Source organism: Pseudoalteromonas sp. SANK 73390 (genome assembly GCF_054966645.1).
On record NZ_ARPN01000192.1, the window covers coordinates 1 to 1,557 of the forward strand.

General features: G+C 41.1%; 2 protein-coding genes and 1 pseudogene. All 3 read left to right on the forward strand.

The window, feature by feature from the left end; all coding sequences use genetic code 11:
- Nucleotides 1–371: 371 nt before the first annotated feature.
- A complete protein-coding gene (locus SANK73390_RS20995) occupies nt 372–869 on the forward strand; it encodes a tyrosine-type recombinase/integrase (protein WP_462768268.1) in 498 nt (165 codons plus the stop codon).
- 88 nt (nt 870–957) lie between these two features.
- Entirely contained in the window at nt 958–1,203 is a 246-nt protein-coding gene (locus tag SANK73390_RS21000; RefSeq protein WP_462768269.1) for a tyrosine-type recombinase/integrase, read from the forward strand.
- A pseudogene (locus SANK73390_RS21005) lies at nt 1,200–1,557 on the forward strand (transposase zinc-binding domain-containing protein); the annotation flags it as partial. The gene SANK73390_RS21000 and the pseudogene SANK73390_RS21005, both read left to right, overlap by 4 nt.

Consider the following 1,557-nt stretch of genomic DNA (forward strand, 5'->3'; position numbering starts at 1 on the left):
CGATAAATGTGAGTGCAACCCGTCAACTGGGTAAGTTGAAACCTTGAAGAGTATGAATTTACTCTAGGGCAGCAGGTTGCCCTAAAAATTATAAAGATATACCTGTGTAATGTTACATGTGTACTTTTATCTTTTATAACTTAGAACCATGCACTGGTTATTGTATTGTGAGGGTGGGATCGGGGAACTAGAATTCTAACAAGTCGTTTAAAAGGACAAAAAACAGTTGGCTTTTGCTTCTTCGTCGCTAATTTTAGCCAACAATTTTTTGCCTCTTAGTGAGGCGTTGAACTAAGCCGCTACGCGGAGATCCTATTCTCAGCATTTGAGCCACACTTTCTCTGAGTTATTTCACAACTTAGAGGTCAAAAATGAACACACTCATTGAACAGGTCAAGGCAGAAATACACTATCGAGGTTATTCAGATAGAACAGGTAAAAGTTATTGCGCGCACTTACTTAAACTCAGTCATTATTTTAATAAACCGCTCGATTCGATTACTGATGACGAACTTAACGCCTTTTTTAAAGACCCCGCTATTCGCACGCTTTCTCGGGCAAGCCAAAAGCTACAGATAAACAGTATTTGGTTTTTGTTTAAGCACATTTTGCACCGACCATTAAACTTAGATATAACCTTACCAAAAGCGAAGTCTCGTGCTCCGTTCTATTTATCTCGTCATGACATGCAGCGGCTGATAGAAAGCTGCACAGATATGCGATTAAAAACGCTAATAGTGGTTTGCTACGGCTGTGGCTTACGTATTGGTGAGCTTTTACATATTAAAGTACAAAACATTTATGGAAAACGTAAAACTATCTTAATAGAGCAAGGTAAAGGAGATAAATCCCGCTACGTTGTTGCCTGATAGTGTACTAAACCAATTACGCTGTTACTGGAAAATGTATCATCCTACAGGTTGGATGTTCTATTCTCGATGGTTTATGGATAAACCGATGTCGCCATTGAGTTTCAGAAAGTTATTAAAAAAGCAGTCATGCAGCATTGGTTTGCAGCAGTGTAACCCGCACGCACTTCGCCATGCTTACGCGACACATCAACTTGAGTCAGGCATGCCGCTTCATCAACTGCAACATCAGCTTGGTCACAGTGATATTAAAACGACACAGAGTTACTTGCATTGGTTATCTGAATTAGGACATGGCGGCATTGATTTACTGGCCTATTGGGGTAAACAATGAGTACGCTACATCTTGCTGATATTTTTAAATTAGGGTTAGATGATTATCGTCAACACCACTTACTGAGTTATCAACAGAGACGGGTCTGTCAGCACCTTCAATCATGCAGGACAGGCAAGCTAGGCTATCAATCTTGGCAATGTGATACGTGTGGCGAGGTAAAACAAGTTGGATGCAGTTGCCGAGACCGGCATTGCCCACGCTGTCAAAGTATGGCAACAGCACAGTGGACGCAAAAACAGCAAGCACGTTTATTGCCTTGTCGTTATTGCCACATGAGCTGAATATTATTGCGCGGTATGACCCAAGTACGCTTTATCAGTGTTTATTTAAAGCAGCATGGGAAACCCTCAA